Genomic DNA, 16,277 nt, shown 5'->3' with positions numbered 1-16,277 from the left:
TAACAACCAAATCAGCGAAATCCCGGCGGTGCTCGGCCAACTCACCAATCTGACGCGACTTTCCCTTTCTAACAACCAAATCAGCGAAATCCCGGCGGTGCTCGGCCAACTGAGCAATCTGACGGAACTTTACCTCCGTAACAACCAAATCAGTAAAATTCCGGCGGAGATCGGCCAACTGAGCAATCTGATGCACTTTGACTTCTCTAACAACCAAATCAGCGAAATTCCGGCGGTGATCGGCCAACTCACCAGTCTGACGCACTTTTACCTCTATAGCAACCAAATCAGCGAAATCCCAGCGGTGATCGGCCAACTCACCAGTCTGACTCACCTTTACCTCTCTAACAACCAAATCAGCGAAATCCCGGCGGTGATCGGCCAACTCACCAGTCTGACGCATCTTTCCCTCGTTGACAACCAAATCAGCGAAATCCCGGCGGAGATCGGCCAACTCACCAATCTGACGCAACTTTACCTCGCTAACAACCAAATCAGCGAAATCCCGGCGGAGATCGGCCAACTCACCAATCTCGAAAAGCTAGATTTAGAAAATAACAAAATTGAAGCAATTCCCGATTGCCTACAAGATTTACCCCAACTCAAAACCCTCGATCTCCGTCGCAATCGCCTTCCCATTTCTCCCGAAGTCCTTGGCCCTGCGGACTCCAGCGAAGATCCTGGATCAGTAAAAGCCATTTTCAACTATCTCCACCGCCTCAACAGTGGCAAAGTCCTTCCCCTCAACGAAGCCAAAGTCCTCCTGGTGGGTCAAGGTAGCGTTGGCAAAACTTCCCTGCTCAATCGCTTAATGCATGATATCTACAACGCTAACGAATCCCAAACCGATGGCTTAGCGATTACTAAGTGGAACGTCGAGGTCAACACAAAACCCATTCGTCTCAATGTCTGGGACTTTGGTGGCCAAGAAATTTACCACGCGACCCACCAGTTTTTCCTAACCAAACGCAGCCTCTATCTCCTCATTGCCAACTGCCGCACCAGCGAAGAAGAAAATCGCCTCGACAAATGGCTTAAACTGATCGAAACCTTCGGTGATGGTGCCCCTGTCATCATTGTCGGCAACAAATGTGACGAACAACCCCTTGATATCAACCGCAAAGCCCTGCGCGAAAAATACCCCAACATCAGAGCCATTCTCGAAACCTCCTGCGCCACGGGCCAAGGGATTCCCGAACTCCGCAACGCAATCCACCACGAAATTGCTGAACTGCGCGAAGTCTACGACCTCCTCCCCCTCAATTGGTTCAACCTTAAACAAACCCTCGAAACCCTCGACCAAGACTTCATCAGCCTCGAACGCTACATCACCCTCTGCGCCAAGCATGACATCACCGAAGAACCCGACCAAGACCAACTCATCCGCCTGCTCCACAACCTCGGCATTGTCCTCAACTTCCGCGATCACCCCATTCTGCAAACCACCAACATCCTCAACCCCCACTGGGTCACCAGCGGCATCTACGCCCTCCTCAGCGACGACATCCTCAAAACCAAAACCAAAGGCATCCTCACCCCCGCTGACCTGACCCGCATCCTCGACGCCCACCGCTACCCCCCCAACCGCCACCACTGCCTGATTGAACTGATGCAGGAATTCCAACTCTGCTTCCCCATTGCCGACACGCCCCACCACCACCTCATCCCCGCCATCCTGCCCAAGGAACAACCCCAAAACACCGACCTCGAAGGTGACACCCTCGACTTCCAATACCACTACCCCATCCTGCACGACAGTATTATTTCCCGCTTCATTGTCCTCTCCCACGAAAAAATCCACAACCACACCCGCTGGCGCACTGGAGTCCTACTGCAATATTGCGAAAACGGCGAACCCTGCAACATCGCCCGTATCAAATCCGACGACGACGATAGAAAAATTTTCATCAGCATTGCTGGCCGCAAGCAAACCCGCCGTGCCTTCCTCACCCTCATCCGCGACACCTTCCAACGCATCCACAAATCCTTCGCCAACCTGGAAATCGGTGAATACATCCCCGTCCCAGGCCACCCCGACGCCGACCCCCTCGACTACCAAGAACTCCTTGGCCTAGAGGAAATGGGTATCTCCGACTATCCAATTGGAAAGCTTAAAACCACAATTAAAATTCGGCAACTGCTCGACGGTTATGAATCCATGGAACAACGCCAACGACGAAGAATCCGAGAGCGAGGGGAGGAAGGATTTTATGAAAGAGTCTATGATGATCTTGTAGATATTACTCGGCGTGCCGTAGAGCGTCCCATTCACAATAAAGCAGAGGTAAATAACGTGAGTAATGACAATATTTGGAACGGAGACAGAATCGCAGGCGATAAAGTTATGGGTGACAAAGTTATGGGTGATAAAGACACTATCGCCCAAGGCAACAAAATGAAAACAGGTAATGTTGCTGGAGACGCGATCGCTGGAAATAAAATCGTCAATTCTCAGAACCTTGTTCAAGCCGCCCAAGAAATCAAAGCATTACTCGATCAAATCTCCGCTACAGACACCACCAATAATCAAACTCTGATTGCCATGAAAGCGATCGAAGAAATCGAAAAGAACCCAACCCTCAAAGATCGTATTATTAACGCTGGCAAAGAAGCTGGATTTGCCGCCCTCGATGCCGCCGTCGATCACCCCGCCGTCAAAATCGTCACCGCCGCCATCAAAGGCGCGATCGAAGTTTAATTCAAACCCACGCTAAAACCACGATGTCTCAAACGACTTTTTCTAACTCCGATGATGACATGCAGCCAGAATATGACCTCAGCAAAATGGGGAAACTTGTACGCGGCAAATATGCCCAAAAAATTTGTGAGCGTGGTTACTCTATTACTGTTCATCATGAAGATGGCACGTCTACAACCACCTACATTTCCCCAGAAGACATAGCTCGTCGATCGCTGAAATAATCGACTTCATCAACACCCTTAGAATCCGATCCCCCCTAACCCCCCTTAAAAAGGGGGGAATCAAGCAAAATTATCCAAATTCTTAAGAATATCTCTCAATTACTCAAAGTCCCCCTTTTTAAGGGGGATTTAGGGGGATCCACCCTCAAATATTACGAAACATCACAGAATTGCAAAAAATCAAAATACAGTTGACAGCGCCCCACTTTACCCCTAGGCTGTTTTTTCATAGCCAGTTGCAACCGTGTCCTTCACCGATTGAGTTGGCTGTACCCCAAAAATTGAAGCGCTACCCAACGTTGTTTGCGGCAACAGAGGGTAGCTAAACCCCCAAGCTGAACCAGGCAGCTCGGCGGTCTGACACGGATTGTAACATTCGATCGGGCCACCCTACTTGTCCTGCGCAAAAGGGTGGCTTTAATTTTTGGGATTTCCTCCCCATCCACAACCAGGAGAAATCCCATGTTCATTGGCTTTGGCGGTCCCGATCGTCCAGAAACTTCGATCGACGATACCCGCAGACCCTTCCAAATCTACCTGCTCGGCACCCGCGAAGAAATTCAAACCACCATTAACCAACTGCAAGTCGTACGGTTTTGCGATCGCACTCGCTGGAGTCCTCCCATTCCCGTCCTCGGCTCCGATTGGAAATACATCAGCATGATGGAGCGCGATCGGGTTGTGGAGTAGGTGCGATCGATCGGTTGTCCCGAAGGTTGCAGATCCCCCCTAACCCCCCTTAAAAAAGGGGGAACAAGAGAAATAGAGGAAAAACGCGAGAAAGGTAGGTAAAGGAGAAAAAAGAGAAAATATAGTCAAAGTCCCCCTTATTAAGGGGGATTTAGGGGGATCGAATCCACGCGATCGAACTTTACGATTAATACTGCAATCGTTATTTACAAATGCAGAGCGGAACGCTTTCACGATTAATTTGTCTACGCAAGAGGGGCAGATCCCCCCTACCCCCCCTTCATAAAGGGGGAACCGGAAAGATCTATTCAAAGTCCCCCTTAATAAGGGGGATTTAGGGGGATCGAATCCACGCGATCGAACTTTACGATTAATACTGCAATCGTTATTTACAAATGCAGAGCGGAACGCTTTCACGATTAATTTGTCTACGCAAGAGGGGCAGATCCCCCCTACCCCCCCTTCATAAAGGGGGAACCGGAAAGATCTATTCAAAGTCCCCCTTAATAAGGGGGATTTAGGGGGATCGAATCCACGCGATCGACGTTTAATTCAAGACTGCTATCAAGCGAGGGAGATTAGGTTTCTACCAACACCTTGCCCCCTTCAACCTTGACCGCATAGGTCGCGAGGGGATTGCTCGCAGGTTTCGTGGGTGCGCTGCCATCGGCGGCATAGGTAGCGCCGTGGCAGGGACAGACAAATTTCTGTTGATCGGCCTTCCAATCCACAACGCAGCCTTTGTGGGTGCAGGTGGGATTCACCGCAGTGATTTGATCTTTGACTTTGACGGCAACGACGGGCTTATCCCCCGCTTGGCCTTTGATAAAACCTGCCTTGTCTAGGTCAGCCGCTTCCCCGATCGCGATCGCGTTGGTAGTGGCGGGAGGTGGGGGCAACTGGCTGGAACCCGCTGAGGGGGCTGTGGATGCAGATGGCTGGGACGAGCAAGCCGCTATCGCGACCGGCAGCGAACTGGCAATCCAACCTAATCCCACCCAGCTAACAAACTCACGACGATTCATTAAGTGTTCCCTCTCTAATGGAGTATTTTAGAGCAATGAGATTGGCTCTACTGTAGCTTGTCTGTTTTGGAATGGGCGGGGTTCCTTCACTGAGCTTAACTGTCTTGATGACTGTCTTGATTGATAGAGGGACTGCGGTTCGTCCGCTAAACCAGGATTCAATGATTCTTAATCATTCTCTGATGATTACTCTCTAGTTTTGAGAACTGCTACTAAATCTAGACGATCGAGCTGCCGACGAACAATCAAACCCGATACGACAGCGGCGATCGTAATCACCACAAAGGCGAAGGCATAGGTTTTCTGGCTGACGACTAAGGGCAAACGGTAAAGTTCGGAACTGTAGGCCACAACCATTAACGCAACTATGCCGTAGCCCAACAGCATCCCGATCGGGATTGCGACGATCGTTAACACAGCCTGTTCCCCCAGTAAAATAATGGCAATTTGTAGTCGAGAAAAGCCGACAATGCGTAGCGTTGCCAGTTCCCGGCCTCGCTCAGAAAGGGCAATTCGCGCGGCATTGTAAACCACCCCAAAGGCGATAATGCAGGCAAAAACCACTTGAATGGTGGTGGAAATGGCTTGGCTTTCGGCGATCGTTTTTTGGAATTGGTCAATCACCGCTTGACGCAGCGCCACTCCCGCTACACCAGGAGTGCGTTTCAGGGTTTGATAGAGGCGATCGAGGTGCAGGTGATCAACCGCGAGGAAGGCACCGGAAATGGTATCCCCCTCCTGCATTAAGCGATTCAGGGCATGGATATCCATATAGGCTGACACGCCCACCATTTCATCCACCACGCCGACCAACGGCACTTGCCGAATCGGTCGATCGCCCTCCAAAACTTCCACCGTCAGCATTTCTCCTGTCGTGATTCCCAGCATCTTTGCAAGGTGATCGGTCATGACCAATCCTTCGATCGGGAGACGAATGGGATTAAGTTGCTGATCGAGTAATTTTCTCAATTCTCCTGGTGTTTTTAAACCCATGATGCCAATTTTGTGGGTACGATGTTCAAACCGGAGGCGAGCTGCGACACTACGGAAGGGCTCGGCATACAAGACACCCGGTAGGTGCGCCACTTCCTCCTGCACACCGCTCGATCGGGGTTCATTAAACACGATCGTCACATCATCCCGTTGCATGCGGTTAAATTGCACATCGATTAAATAATTCATCACATCATGGCCAAAGCGACCGGAAACCAGTAATGCAACGGCGAGGGAAATTCCCACGATCGACAGCATGGCCTGCCAAGGTTTACGTTCTAAGTTCCGTAAAATAATGCGCCCCACGGGAGACAAAAACGCTTGTAACCCCAACCGTTCCATCAGCGTGCGCCGAAATTGGGCGGGAGGTTCCGGACGCATGGCCTCCGCTGGGGGCAGCGCGATCGCCCGCCGTACCGCGCCCACGGCTCCCACAATCCCTGCCCCCCCACTAATCAACAAAGCGGTGAGTAACATTCCCGGCTGAATCTCATAATGCAGCACCGGAAAATGATAGAACTGGCCATAAAGTTGCGTTAGTCCCGACCCCAACCACAGGCCAACCCCAATGCCTAACAGGCTGCCTAGCAAAACAATGACAAAAACAAATTTTAGAAAATGTCCCCCGATCGCCCGGTTACTGTAGCCAAAAGCTTTCAGGACTGCGATTTGATCCCGTTGGGTTTGAATTAACCGGGACAGCACAATGTTCAATAAAAAAGCAGCAACGCCTAGGAAAATGACGGGCAAAATTTGAGCATGGGCGCGCAGTTGAATGATTTCATCGGAAACAAAACGGTTGGAAATTTGATCCTCGCGATCGTAGGCTCCGAGGCCACCGTAGGGTTCCAGCAGATGATCTAACTGAAAAATCACTTCCGCCACGTTGGTGTTGGGCATCAGCGAAAGTGCTACGTCATTGAACGCCCCATCCATATTAAATGCCGTTCCCAGCGCCTTGCGCCCCATCCACAGCACCCCAAACCGCTGGTTATCCGGGAAAAAATCACCGGGACGAATTTCATAGACATATTCCGGTGACAGCACCATGCCGACAATCCGCAAACTCTGCCACCGCCCATTAATCACCGCACCGAGGGCATTTCCCAATTGCAGATGATTGGCCTTGGCAAAGGTTTCGCTGACCAAGACTTCATCGGGCCGATCGGCTTCGATGTAGCGACCTTGGGCCAGATAGAGAGCATTGAGCATCGGTGCTGGGCGATCGGGAATGGACACTAAGCGTCCGGTAACGGGTTCCGTTTGGTTGGGGACATTCAGGGTGACAGGCACCACTACCCGCGTTTGTACCTGGGCAACTCCGGGAATGGCTTCGATTTGGGCTGTGAGGGCATTGGGGGCGCGTTTGAGGCCGCTAAAGACCTCGGCAAAGCGATATTGTTCGTAATAACTGGCCTGGGAAACTTTGAGCGATTCATAATTACTTTGCATCAAGACAAAGATCGCAATGCCACAGGCCACAATCAGCGCGATCGCTACAATCTGTCCCCACAAATGCAATAAATCTCGCCAGAGTTTCCGATCCAAAGGCTTCATAGGTGAAGTGCTTGACTGCTTTGCAGGACTTTACAGAGATTAATTAGACGATGCGTTAGCTTGAGAGATTTCCCACTCATCGTGTAATTGTTCATAGACTTTACAGGCATGAATCAATCCACTAGCACGATCTCCAGTTAGATCGAGTCCCAATGGACATTTCACACACACAAATGGATTGCCCGGTCGATGCTTTTGTAGCGAGGGAATCTGCGATGGCTGATAAACGACTAAGAAGGGGCACTGTTCATGGAGGATGATTCGTTGCTTGAATTGGCGCAACTGGATATTCTGGGTGACAACAATTGCTCCTCCAAAGCTAAATAGACTGCCAAACAGCGAAAAATTAAAGGAAAGTTTAAAAAAACTGGGCGCATCCACTGATACTAAGGGTGTTTTTGTCAGGATATAGAAGCCTGAAATAATTGCTGTAATAGCGAAAGCAATAGCTAAGAAAATCAGTCCACTCCTGAATCGATAAAGTTGTCTAATTGATAAATTATCCATAATATTTTACCCTTGGGATTTAAGGCTTGTTCAAACAATGCAACATGTCCAAGAACTTGCTATGAACAAGTTTGCTAAAACTAGATGAGGAAGTTGTGAGGAAGTGCTGCCCCTATGGATCTTGGAAAGTTACGGCAGGAATATGCCCAGGCCGGGTTAGATCGCGAGATGCTGAAACCCGACCCCTTTGACCAATTTGAACTGTGGTTTCAGCAAGCTTGCCAAGCGGAGTTGTTAGAACCGAATGCCATGGTATTGGCGACGGCTTCGGCCAGTGCTGCGCCCTCCGTTCGCACGGTATTGTTGAAATATTTCGATCGACAGGGGTTGGTGTTTTTCACCAATTACGAAAGTCGCAAAGCTCAGCAAATTCAAGAAAATTCCCAGGTTGCCGTATTATTTCTTTGGTTAGCGCTGGAACGGCAGGTGCAAATTACGGGCCATGCCGTCAAAGTGCCCACCGCAGAATCCTTGAAATATTTTGCGACTCGTCCCCGAGGCAATCAGTTAGGGGCTTGGTGTTCCCAGCAGAGTAGCATCATTTCTTCTCGGCAGTTGCTGGAAATGAAGCTGGACGAAATGCAACGTAAGTTTATGCACCAGGAAATTCCGGTGCCGTCCTTTTGGGGCGGATATCGCATTCTGCCCCAGAGTTTTGAGTTTTGGCAAGGGCGACCGAATCGGCTCCACGATCGCTTTCTTTACACTCAACAGGATACGCAGCAGGAACCGAAGGGCTGGGAAATTCAGCGTCTCGCGCCTTGATGGTTATCTGGGAGTTGTTTCCCATTCGAGTCTTCATCCAGGGCCGTCTTCACCGTCAAAACGGCACAGGGCGCATGGTGCAGAATGTAATTACTCACGCTGCCGAGGATCAATTCCTGTAGACCCAAGCGGCCCCGATGGCCAATCACAATCAGATCCGCACCCCAAACCTTGGCTTGATGGCAAATACTGCGGCCTGGACTGCCTGCAATTTGTTTAACCTGGGTGGCAATGCCTGCCGTTTGGGCCAGGGCCGATCGCTGGTGCAGTTGGTCAAGGCATTCCTGCTCGTAGGTTTCCCACTGCTTCCGCCAAATGTCTAGGTTAAACCCGGTGCCCGGTGCCCAGTAGATTTCCTCAGCTCCCGGCGGAATGGGTAAGGGGCTGTCTTCTTCTTCACCGGATAAGACATGCAACAGCAGGAGTTCTGCCTGGTTAGCTTGACCGATCGCCATTGCCTTAGCCATCACACGATCGGCCATCGGAGAATGATCCAGGGCAACTAAAAGTTTGTTAAACATAGGGATTCACACAGCAACAACAAAATTGAAAATTCTAGATTGAACGCTAAAAACAATGGAGTTGTAATAGTCAAACTCAAATAAATTGACTGCGATTGAGATTACCATTCCAACTCGGCGGGTGTAACTTTGTGAGGATTCACTTGGATTTGGGTAATTTCGCCACTGCGCATGGTGACTACCCGATCGGCCATGGCAGCAATTCCAGCATTGTGGGTAATGACAACGGTAGTCGTGCCGAGGTCTTGATTCACTTTTGCCAAAGCCTCTAAAACCAGTTTGCCTGTTTGGTAGTCCAAGGCTCCCGTGGGTTCATCACAGAGCAACACTTCAGGTCGTTTAGCGATCGCGCGGGCAATGGCCACCCGTTGCTGTTCCCCCCCGGACATTTGCGCCGGAAAGTGATCGAGGCGATCGCTTAGTCCCACAAGGGCTAGGGCGGCTTCCGGGCGCATCGGATGCCGGACAATCTCCGTGACTAGGGCCACGTTTTCCCGCGCCGTTAAACTGGGAATTAAATTGTAAAACTGAAAAATAAATCCGACACAATCCCGCCGAAATCGGGTCAGTTCTGCATCATTGGCGTCGGTCAAGTCCCGATCGTGGAAGAAAACATGCCCCGTGGTGGCGATATCCAATCCGCCGAGAATATTCAGCAATGTCGATTTGCCGCTCCCCGATGGCCCCAGAATGACGACAAATTCACCATCGTAGAGATCTAAATCCACCGATCGCAACGCATACACTTCTACCTCACCCATGCGATAGGTTTTGGTGAGGGCTTGGACATGAAAGCTGATCCCAAGAGGGGCTGCCCGGGGAGGCGCACTGGGGGGAACACTGGGGGGAACACTGGAAGACGCACTGAGGGCCGATCGGTCTGGATAGGCTTTTGGGGCTTTCTGGGAGTTCCAAATCATAGTGGGTTCAGGAAAGTCACGGCAGCAAGGTTAATGGAGAACGATCGCTGGCGGATTAGAACAGTCTGCGATCGCCGCTGGTTGATGGAACATTGCTACCCTAGCGAAAAACTTTGAGGAGTTTGTGAGGAGGCTGAAAGTCCTACAGAGCCTAGGTTTGGCTGAATAACGCCGCAGGTGAGTCCCCCGATGATCCAGAAATTGCATCCTCGATCGGGCGATCGACCTGCATAACCGATCGATCTCTACCGTGTCATACCTCAGCACCTTGAATTCACCCCCGAGTTGAAGGTTTCCTAGTTTGGAGGTTGTTATGGTTCGTCAGTTGATTCAATCTTGTGTGCGTGGAACGGCAGTTGCTGGCAGCTTGATGATGGCAACGTTATCGATCCTCTACCCGTTGCAAGCCAAGGCAGAAATTCAGTCCACTCAATTTGAAATGTATCCAGTTGGCCAGTTTGTTCCCTGTTTAGCGAAACCCGGACTGAAACCTAAAGTCAGAGTCACTGTAGTGCGTGGTGAATTAAATGACCATTTGAATATTCAACTGGAAGGGTTTAAGGAAGGGGTTAAGTTTGATTTGTTCTCGATCGAAAGTACGCCGCAGTTAGCCGATGGGTCGCGGGATCCCAACTTCAAAAACTTTGGTTTGGCTTGGTATCAATCGGATTTGGAAGCGGGTGCAACTTCGCTAAAAACGATCTTTTTGGATCAAATCTTTGGCATTGACACCTCAGGCACCCGTGGCCCAGTCAACACCTTCCACCTGGGTTTCTGGTTCAACAATCCCAAAGACGCCCAAGCCTGTGGCTTTGATGTGACTAAACCCACACCGTTTAATGGAGAACACAAGGCTGGGCCATTGGCCTTTGTGACGCGGCAAATTGCAGGACGGGCAGGAAAGTTGGGGCCCCTTTGCACCAAACCCAATGGCCAGAAGTGTGATCCTTAGGTTTACACCATTGCGATGATTGCAAATTGACCCAACCCCATCGGAGGCAGCTTGCAATCCATTGTGATTTCTATTCAGGTCAGTTTGTCACAGCGTTTATTCCAAAGTTTGTCATAGAGTTTATTCTAGTAATTTGTCATTGCAATGGATGAGGTATTGTAAAAGTTTTCGATCGACAGGAGGTCTTCGATCGATATCAGGGGTGAGTGTTCTTGCCCCTTTTCTCACTGATGCTGCAATCAACAATCTAACCGTTGACATGACAAGTGATATGGCAAGCCATGTAGAAAGTAATTAAGAAAGCGATGTATCCATGATTGAGTAATTGATTCATGATACTTGATGAGCCGTGCTTGAACGGGAGGATTCGGTCATGTTATTGAAGAATCAGACTTTGGGCCGATCGATGGGCCGATCGCCGGGGCGGTTGGGTGGAACGTTAGGCTGGGTCAGTTGCGCGATCGTAACAGTCTGCGGGATAGCTTCCGGGCGTCCAGCCCTTAGCACGACCCTCGATTCCTTTTGCTTTATGCAAAGTCCTACGGGGCAATGGGTCAACCTCGATCGCCTCTGCAATCCCATGAGTCCTTCATCCTCGACAACGGAGAAAGCTGCTGCAATGCAAGTTCGTCGATTAAGGTATAACGGAGCCACGTTACAAGGAGAGGTGGTTAATCAGACAGGACTGATGGTCAAGCGCTTTACGATTAACTACACGATCGTCGATCGCAACGGCAAGGAAATTACAACTAGTTTTATTACACAGCAGGGAAATTTTCAGCCTGGAGTGAACTTACCCTTTGCCACAACTCGATCGATTGCCGGAGCGAGTGCAAAAATTACCTCTGTGGAATGGGCGCATTAGGGTTGAATGGGAATCAAGGAGAGTTGAATAGTCCATATTTCAGAAAATAAAATGTATTGACGATCGAGGTTTCTCGGTCGTTTTTTATTGTAGGACTCACGGTTCAAACTGTGGCTACGTCAATCTTATACCTCTGCACCCACCATACAGAACGAGACAGACTGGTTAAATCATTGAAAATCCATTTGTATTCTTCATCCGGAATGACAACCTTAACAAGCGAAGTAACCATTAAGTGAATCGTCTCTAGTTGAAAACTTCTGATTCAATTCATTCGCAAACATGTTTCTCTAGATAATTCCGTACCAAATTAAGGTTTGATTGCAACCTATCGTGGTTCCCTGCAATTGCAACAGTTCGTGAGGTTCTACAGCGGAACTGACTCGGAATCAGCTAGGATATTTTGACTCGACGATTGCCAATTTATCAGCACTCAGCTAAATAATTCCTATGAAATGCTGGCAAGGCTATAGGCTTTTACATCCCTTCATGACACGATCGCGCCGATTGCGATCGCGGCTATGGGGACTGTTGATTCCGCCATCGATCGGTGTAATCCTCCCTGGGATAGGACTTTTACCCGCCCTCGCGGAAACCCATTCCCGCACCGCCGTCCCCCCTAATTTAGCAGCCCCCCCTAATTTAGCAGCCCCCCCTAATTTATTAGCTCGATCGACCCCTGAACCCGTGATTCCGCCCTTGGATATTCCCCAACTGAAGGCCAGTCTCGATCGGGAGGACTTAGTCGCCGCAATCAATCAGGTGGAAGTGGGTTGGAAAGCGCAGTACGAAGCCTTTTATGAAGGAAAACTCAGTAGCCAGTTGCTGAGCTTAGAGCAAATTCAAAGGCGCTTAAACCAGTTAACGCCGCACACCCAAACGAAAACAGCGCTCCTGTATGCGATCCCCCTGCCCGATCGCTTAGATATTATCCTCGTCAACCCACAGGGCAAACCGATTCATCGATCGATCCCTACCGCCACCCTCAAAGTCCGCAATCAAGTCGGTGCACAATTTCGCCTAGGCGTCGTCAATCCGCTTACGGAGCCCCAGGAATACTTACCCGCTGCACAACAACTCCACCAATGGCTGATTGAACCCATTGAGCAAGAACTCAAGCAGCAAGAAATTGGCACGATTTTATTTTGCCTGGGCACCGGCTTACGGGGATTACCCCTCGCCGCGTTGCATGATGGCAAGCAATATTTAATTGAAAAATATAACCTCGGGGTGATTCCGGCCTTTAATTTACTGGATCATCGCCCCAATAATTTACAAGGGTTGCAAGTGCTGGCGGTGGGGGCAGCCAAATTTGCCAAAGCGCCCCCCTTACCTGCGGTTCCGATCGAATTGCAATCCGTTACGCAATCGGTCGGCCAAGGAAAACAACTCCTCAACGAAGACTTCACCCTAGAAAATCTGCAAAAAGCTCGATCGCAGCAGCCCTTTGGGATTGTTCACATTGCCACCCATGCGGTCATTTCAGCCCAGTCGGCCCAGGATTCCTACCTGCAATTTTGGGATCAACCCCTGCGCTTGACAGATATCCGAGAACTCAACCTGCGGGTTCCGGTGGTGCAATTGCTGGTGTTAAGCGCTTGCCAGACGGCGATCGGATCCCCCAATGCAGAACTCGGTTTTGCGGGATTGGCGGTGCAGTCCGGAGCCAAGGCCACGATCGCCAGTCTCTGGTCTGTGGACGATACGGCAACTTTAGTGCTTATGCGCCATTTCTATGAACAGTTGAAACAGGCTCCAATTAAATCATCAGCCCTCCGGCAGGCGCAGATCACCCTGTTAAAATCCGGTGTCCAACGTCCTTCTACTTTGCACCAATCCTTAAACCAATCCTCAAAGCAACCCTCAAAGCAACCCTTCAGTTTTTCCAGTCCGATCGCGTCTCGCACCGGGGATCAACCCTTGTCCCTAGCCTCCTTGCCCACCCTGGAACAAACGGATTTTTCCCATCCCTACTACTGGGCAGCATTTACAGTCATTGGAAATCCCTGGTAGACACAGGACAAAGGACCTTCAGCCATGCCTATACAGTCCCGTAAAGATCTTATTGCCAGCTTCTCTAGCTTCCTTCAGTTCCAGTCCGATCGTACAGCAGGCTGGGTGGTGGATGCCCGATTACGGCGCAGTATGCAGACCCAAACGGCCCAGGAAACAGCCCAGCAAACGGCCCAAGAAGCGGCCCAGGCGCGATCGGAGGACTTCTGGGCGATCTACTGGCACCGGGCTTGGCAGACCAGCCAGACGGCGACCAATCCCGTCCTGCGGCAACAGCTCGCCCTGGGGCATCTTTCGGCTTACCTCCAGGAAACCTGCTACTGGAGCGTCCACCGCACCATGCCCCAGGTCAGTTCCAGCCAAGTCAGCTTTTCCGACTGCTTTCAAGGGGTGATTGCGGAGGTGCCCCGGTTGCTGCGGGCCTTTGACTCGAGCCAGCGCCCCAGCCTCAAAACCTATGCCAATACGGCCTTTTGTAATATCCTGCGCAGTAACCTGCGGCAACAGCGGGAAATTGATCTCTGTAGCGAATGGAGTTTGTTGCTGAAACTCAGCCGGAGGTTATTGGCGGAAACCTTGGAGCAAGCGGGTTTGAGTTCGACTCAGCAGCAGGAATACCTGTTAGCTTGGACTTGTTTTATGGCGGCCTATCCCCCCAGCCGCAATCCCCAAGGGCGTACCAGTGCTGGCCCGGATGCGGAGACTTGGGCCACGATCGCCGCCCAGTACAACCAGCAAGCGAGCCAGCCAGTGAACCCGTCCGCCCCAGAACTCACAACAGACGTGACGGCGGAAATGCTGGAAACCTGGCTGAAGCAAATGGCTAACCAGGTGCGGCGCTACCTCTACCCTGCCACCCAATCGCTGAATGTAGCGGCGGGGGATGGCGAGGAAGATTGGCAGGTGGATTTGCCCGATGTGCAGCGGGAATCGCCGTTGGGTGAGCTGATCTCCCAGGAAGAGGCGGACGATCGCAAAGCCCAGTTAGCGGCCATGGAGCAGTTTCTGCAAGGGGCGATCGGGCAGTTGGATGAACTGGGGCAGCAGTTGCTGAAGCTGTATTACCAGGACAATTTGACCCAGCAGCAAATGGCGAAAATCCTGGGCATTCAGCAATACACAGTCTCGCGGAAGCTAGCCAAAACCCGCGAAAATTTATTGCTGGCGCTCAGTCGTTGGAGCCAGGAGACGTTGCATATTTCTTTAAGTTCCACCGTGGTGAAATCCATCAGCACCTTGCTAGAAGATTGGCTGCAATCGCGCTATCGATCGAGTTCCTAGGATCGTTACCTGCCAGCATCCCAGTCGCCAGCCTACCACCGAGGAAAGTCCCATGAGTCTCTATCTAGAAAGTCCTACCGAACTGATTTTGGCCATTCCGCAAACGGTACGATCGCAGGCAGAACAGCAAAGCCAGCGGGGTGTATCCGTTGCTGTGCAGTGGCAACTGTTTTTGAATCACCTCAGTGTGCAAACCATCTTGCCGTGGTTGCGATCGGAATACTTCCCGCAAGCAGCAGCCTTTCCCAACGGGGTGGATTTATCCAACGTTTGGGCGTTTGTGAATGGGGCGGGCATTCAACTGGGGGCGAAACGGTTGGTGCTACTGCCCGATCGCAGTTTGGATACGGCTGAATTAGTTGTGCCCCAGGAGTGGGTGGATGCGTCGGATTGGGCGGGGGATTATTTTCTGGCGGTACAGGTGAATCTGGATGATGGTTGCCTGGGGGTTTGGGGCTACGCGACCCATGCCATGCTGAAGACCCACGGGCGCTATGATGCCGACGATCGTACCTACCACCTCGATCGGGACTTCTTGGTGTCGGATATTGCGGTACTGTGGGTGGTGCAGCAGTTGGCTCCCAATGAAGTGACGCAGGCGGCGATCGCCCCCTTGGCAACGGTGGAAGCAGTACAGGCGGAAAATATTTTGCAACGCTTAGGAAATTCGAGTAACCCTCGCTTAGAAATTCCTTTTCAACTATGGGGGGCGTTAATCACCCAAGCGTCTTGGCGACAACGCCTCTATCAACTCCAGTACAATACCGTTGGCAATTCGCTTCTAACTAATCTCCAGCAGACCTTCCAAGAGTCTGTGACTCGCTTAGGCCAATGGCTACAAAATCAATTTGAAACAGGTTGGCAAACCTTAGAGGAATTACAACTACAGCCCGCGATCGCCCTGCGGGATGGGGAAGAAGCCGTGGAGATTGTACGGCGGGTCAAGGCGTTGCGGTTGGCGGAACAGGTGGTGCTGTTGCTAGTTGCGATTACGCCGGAAGCGGATCAACGGGTGATGGTGCAGGTACAGCTACGCCCGATCGCTGGAGTAGACTGCCTACCGGAAGATCTGGCCCTCAGTTTAGTGACACCGGAAGGCGAAGTTGTGCAAACGGTGCAAGCCCGATCGGCGGATAACGTGATTCAACTGCAACGGTTCCGCTGCCCGATCGAAACGGCCTTTGCGGTGCAGGTCACATTGGCGCAAACCACCGTTGTGGAATCCTTCCTGGCTTAACGGCTGACTCAAAGCGCGAAGGAGACAGT

General features: G+C 51.1%; 15 protein-coding genes. 9 read left to right on the top strand and 6 right to left on the bottom strand.

Going from position 1 to position 16,277, the window contains the following annotated elements; genetic code table 11:
• From ACN4EG_RS08645 to ACN4EG_RS08635, 3 genes are all read left to right on the top strand, one after another.
• A partial coding sequence (locus tag ACN4EG_RS08645) for a leucine-rich repeat domain-containing protein (protein WP_431628940.1) occupies nucleotides 1-2,698 on the top strand: 2,698 nt, incomplete at its 5' end.
• A gap of 23 nt (nucleotides 2,699-2,721) precedes the next feature.
• Nucleotides 2,722-2,922, top strand: coding sequence for a hypothetical protein (locus ACN4EG_RS08640; protein WP_431628939.1), 201 nt, complete (start codon nucleotides 2,722-2,724; stop codon nucleotides 2,920-2,922).
• Between the two features lie 462 nt (nucleotides 2,923-3,384).
• A complete protein-coding gene (locus tag ACN4EG_RS08635; RefSeq protein WP_431628938.1) occupies nucleotides 3,385-3,612 on the top strand; it encodes a hypothetical protein in 228 nt (75 codons plus the stop codon).
• Between the two features lie 578 nt (nucleotides 3,613-4,190).
• Here the strand turns inward: ACN4EG_RS08635 and ACN4EG_RS08630 are convergent.
• From ACN4EG_RS08630 to ACN4EG_RS08620, 3 genes are all read right to left on the bottom strand, one after another.
• Nucleotides 4,191-4,637 carry a QcrA and Rieske domain-containing protein gene (locus ACN4EG_RS08630; protein ID WP_431628937.1) on the bottom strand — a complete coding sequence of 149 codons (447 nt, stop codon included), beginning with the start codon at nucleotides 4,635-4,637 and terminating at the stop codon, nucleotides 4,191-4,193.
• A 186-nt stretch (nucleotides 4,638-4,823) separates the two neighbouring features.
• On the bottom strand, nucleotides 4,824-7,187 hold the full coding sequence (locus ACN4EG_RS08625) for an ABC transporter permease (RefSeq protein WP_431628936.1): 2,364 nt from the start codon (nucleotides 7,185-7,187) through the stop codon (nucleotides 4,824-4,826).
• Nucleotides 7,188-7,226: 39 nt separating this feature from the next.
• Nucleotides 7,227-7,694 (bottom strand): hypothetical protein, encoded by a 468-nt coding sequence (locus ACN4EG_RS08620; protein ID WP_431628935.1) that lies wholly within the window; start codon nucleotides 7,692-7,694, stop codon nucleotides 7,227-7,229.
• 114 nt (nucleotides 7,695-7,808) lie between these two features.
• Between ACN4EG_RS08620 and pdxH the strand changes: the two genes are divergently transcribed.
• Nucleotides 7,809-8,459, top strand: a complete 651-nt coding sequence (gene pdxH / locus ACN4EG_RS08615; RefSeq protein WP_431628934.1) for a pyridoxamine 5'-phosphate oxidase — start codon at nucleotides 7,809-7,811, stop codon at nucleotides 8,457-8,459.
• Here the strand turns inward: pdxH and ACN4EG_RS08610 are convergent.
• The 3 genes from ACN4EG_RS08610 to ACN4EG_RS08600 form a co-directional block, all read right to left on the bottom strand.
• Nucleotides 8,441-8,980: a universal stress protein gene (locus ACN4EG_RS08610; RefSeq protein WP_431628933.1), complete on the bottom strand. Its 540-nt coding sequence runs from the start codon at nucleotides 8,978-8,980 to the stop codon at nucleotides 8,441-8,443. The two genes, pdxH and ACN4EG_RS08610, sit on opposite strands and share 19 nt — an antisense overlap.
• 101 nt (nucleotides 8,981-9,081) lie before the next feature.
• Entirely contained in the window at nucleotides 9,082-9,900 is an 819-nt protein-coding gene (locus tag ACN4EG_RS08605) for an ABC transporter ATP-binding protein (protein WP_431628932.1), read from the bottom strand.
• A gap of 30 nt (nucleotides 9,901-9,930) precedes the next feature.
• Nucleotides 9,931-10,167 carry a hypothetical protein gene (locus ACN4EG_RS08600; RefSeq protein ID WP_431628931.1) on the bottom strand — a complete coding sequence of 79 codons (237 nt, stop codon included), beginning with the start codon at nucleotides 10,165-10,167 and terminating at the stop codon, nucleotides 9,931-9,933.
• A gap of 46 nt (nucleotides 10,168-10,213) precedes the next feature.
• Between ACN4EG_RS08600 and ACN4EG_RS08595 the strand changes: the two genes are divergently transcribed.
• The 5 genes from ACN4EG_RS08595 (at nucleotide 10,214) to ACN4EG_RS08575 (ending at nucleotide 16,248) form a co-directional block, all read left to right on the top strand.
• Nucleotides 10,214-10,852: a hypothetical protein gene (locus ACN4EG_RS08595; RefSeq protein WP_431628930.1), complete on the top strand. Its 639-nt coding sequence runs from the start codon at nucleotides 10,214-10,216 to the stop codon at nucleotides 10,850-10,852.
• Nucleotides 10,853-11,225: 373 nt separating this feature from the next.
• Nucleotides 11,226-11,717, top strand: coding sequence for a hypothetical protein (locus ACN4EG_RS08590; RefSeq protein WP_431628929.1), 492 nt, complete (start codon nucleotides 11,226-11,228; stop codon nucleotides 11,715-11,717).
• A 450-nt stretch (nucleotides 11,718-12,167) separates the two neighbouring features.
• Nucleotides 12,168-13,730, top strand: a complete 1,563-nt coding sequence (locus ACN4EG_RS08585; protein WP_431628928.1) for a CHAT domain-containing protein — start codon at nucleotides 12,168-12,170, stop codon at nucleotides 13,728-13,730.
• A gap of 24 nt (nucleotides 13,731-13,754) precedes the next feature.
• Nucleotides 13,755-15,011 (top strand): sigma-70 family RNA polymerase sigma factor, encoded by a 1,257-nt coding sequence (locus tag ACN4EG_RS08580; RefSeq protein ID WP_431628927.1) that lies wholly within the window; start codon nucleotides 13,755-13,757, stop codon nucleotides 15,009-15,011.
• 52 nt (nucleotides 15,012-15,063) lie between these two features.
• The gene (locus ACN4EG_RS08575; protein ID WP_431628926.1) at nucleotides 15,064-16,248 is read left to right on the top strand and encodes a DUF1822 family protein; all 1,185 of its coding nucleotides are present in this window, start codon (nucleotides 15,064-15,066) and stop codon (nucleotides 16,246-16,248) included.
• The last annotated feature ends 29 nt before the right edge of the window (nucleotides 16,249-16,277 follow it).

Source organism: Alkalinema pantanalense CENA528 (assembly GCF_050753345.1).
In the GTDB taxonomy this organism is placed as follows: Bacteria; Cyanobacteriota; Cyanobacteriia; order Leptolyngbyales; family Leptolyngbyaceae; genus Alkalinema; species Alkalinema pantanalense.
This window is presented reverse-complemented; position numbering and strand designations above follow the sequence as displayed.

Excerpts from the sequence above, each read along its gene's own strand:
- ACN4EG_RS08640 (WP_431628939.1), top strand. The coding sequence starts at position 2,722 with ATGTCTCAAACGACTTTTTCTAACTCCGATGATGACATGCAGCCAGAA.
- ACN4EG_RS08635 (WP_431628938.1), top strand. The coding sequence starts at position 3,385 with ATGTTCATTGGCTTTGGCGGTCCCGATCGTCCAGAAACTTCGATCGAC.
- ACN4EG_RS08630 (WP_431628937.1), bottom strand. The coding sequence starts at position 4,637 with ATGAATCGTCGTGAGTTTGTTAGCTGGGTGGGATTAGGTTGGATTGCC.
- ACN4EG_RS08625 (WP_431628936.1), bottom strand. The coding sequence starts at position 7,187 with ATGAAGCCTTTGGATCGGAAACTCTGGCGAGATTTATTGCATTTGTGG.
- ACN4EG_RS08620 (WP_431628935.1), bottom strand. The coding sequence starts at position 7,694 with ATGGATAATTTATCAATTAGACAACTTTATCGATTCAGGAGTGGACTG.
- pdxH (WP_431628934.1), top strand. The coding sequence starts at position 7,809 with ATGGATCTTGGAAAGTTACGGCAGGAATATGCCCAGGCCGGGTTAGAT.
- ACN4EG_RS08610 (WP_431628933.1), bottom strand. The coding sequence starts at position 8,980 with ATGTTTAACAAACTTTTAGTTGCCCTGGATCATTCTCCGATGGCCGAT.
- ACN4EG_RS08605 (WP_431628932.1), bottom strand. The coding sequence starts at position 9,900 with ATGATTTGGAACTCCCAGAAAGCCCCAAAAGCCTATCCAGACCGATCG.
- ACN4EG_RS08595 (WP_431628930.1), top strand. The coding sequence starts at position 10,214 with ATGGTTCGTCAGTTGATTCAATCTTGTGTGCGTGGAACGGCAGTTGCT.
- ACN4EG_RS08590 (WP_431628929.1), top strand. The coding sequence starts at position 11,226 with ATGTTATTGAAGAATCAGACTTTGGGCCGATCGATGGGCCGATCGCCG.
- ACN4EG_RS08585 (WP_431628928.1), top strand. The coding sequence starts at position 12,168 with ATGAAATGCTGGCAAGGCTATAGGCTTTTACATCCCTTCATGACACGA.
- ACN4EG_RS08580 (WP_431628927.1), top strand. The coding sequence starts at position 13,755 with ATGCCTATACAGTCCCGTAAAGATCTTATTGCCAGCTTCTCTAGCTTC.
- ACN4EG_RS08575 (WP_431628926.1), top strand. The coding sequence starts at position 15,064 with ATGAGTCTCTATCTAGAAAGTCCTACCGAACTGATTTTGGCCATTCCG.